The sequence below is a fragment of the Streptomyces sp. SID1328 genome (assembly GCF_009865595.1).
Classification (GTDB): Bacteria; Actinomycetota; Actinomycetes; order Streptomycetales; family Streptomycetaceae; genus Streptomyces; species Streptomyces griseoluteus.
This window is the reverse complement of the sequence record NZ_WWKH01000409.1, coordinates 1-1,308: the sequence shown is the minus strand read 5'-3', so window position 1 is coordinate 1,308 and position 1,308 is coordinate 1. Positions and strand designations below refer to the sequence as shown.

1 protein-coding gene and 1 pseudogene are annotated in these 1,308 nt (G+C 73.8%); both read right to left on the bottom strand.

Annotation, left to right across the window (positions count from 1 at the left end):
• Window positions 1-253, bottom strand: a pseudogene (locus GT030_RS12115) (hypothetical protein); the annotation flags it as partial.
• Window positions 250-1,308: glycosyltransferase family 4 protein (locus GT030_RS12110; protein WP_161201113.1), on the bottom strand; the 1,059-nt coding region annotated here is incomplete at its 5' end. The gene GT030_RS12110 and the pseudogene GT030_RS12115, both read right to left, overlap by 4 nt.

Sequence of the window (1,308 nt, the reverse complement as noted above, 5' to 3'; positions counted from 1 at the left end):
CCTCGCGCTGCTCCTCCTCGGCCTGCCGGGCGGCGTGCGCGGCCTCGTAGAGCACTATGGAGGCGGCCGGGTCCAGGACGCCGGAGGTGGCGAGCTCCTGCGCCACGGACGCCCGGCGCAGCAACTGCGCGTCCAGGGCGGCGCGGGCGGCGTCCATGCGGACGTGCAGCCGGTCCAGCCGTCCGGCGGTCCAGCTCAGGTAGACGCCGATCGCCAGCAGTGCGACGAGAATCCAGATGAGGGAGGGGATCACGCGCGAAGGTTATCGGTGGAGGACGGGGCGCCGGTCTCCGCGTCCCGCTCGCGGGCCAGGCCGAACCGCGACCACAGGCCGGGCCGCTCGTCGGTGGCGACCGCCGCGGTGCCGGTGGTGACCGTCTCGTAGACCGAGAGGATGTCCGCGCCGACCGTGGACCAGTCGAAGCGGCGCACATGGGCGCTGCCCCGCTCCCGCAGCTCCGCCCGGCGCTCGGGGTCGGCGAGCAGGGCGACGGCCTTCTCGGCGAGCGCGTCGGCGTCCTCGTTGGCGAAGACCTCGCCGGCCTTGCCCTGGTCGAGGACCTGGACGAACGCGTCCAGGTCGGAGGCGAGGACGGGGGCGCCCGCCGACATGGCCTCGACCAGGATGATGCCGAAGCTCTCGCCGCCGGTGTTGGGCGCCACGTAGAGGTCGACGCTGCGCAGGAAGCGGGCCTTGTCCTCGTCGCTGACCATGCCGAGGAACTCCACGCGGGAGCGCAGCTCCTCGGGCAGCGCCTCGACGGCCGCCTCCTCGTCACCCCGGCCCGCGACCAGCAGCCGGGCCTCCGGGTGCGCGGCGACGATCTTCGGCAGGGCCCGCATCAGCACCGGCAGGCCCTTGCGGGGCTCGTCGATGCGCCCTATGAACCCGATGGTGCCGCCCTGCCACTCCGCCTTGGGCCCGGCGTCGGCGAAGAAGTCCACGTCGACCCCGTTGGGGATCACCACCGCGTCCCCGCCCAGGTGCTCGACCAGGGTGCGCCGGGCGTACTCGCTGACCGCGATCCGGGCGCTGATCTTCTCCAGCGCGGCCTGGAGGATCGCGTAGGCGGCGATCATGGCGCGGGAACGCGGGTTGGAGGTGTGGAAGGTCGCCACGATGGGCCCCTGCGCCGCCCAGCAGGTGAGCAGGCCGAGGGAGGGCGAGGTCGGCTCGTGGATGTGCACCACGTCGAACGCGCCGTCGTGCAGCCACCGCCGCACCCGGGCCGCCGACAGGAACCCGAAGTTCAGCCGGGCCACCGATCCGTTGTACGGCACCGGCACCGCGCGGCCCGCCGAGACCAC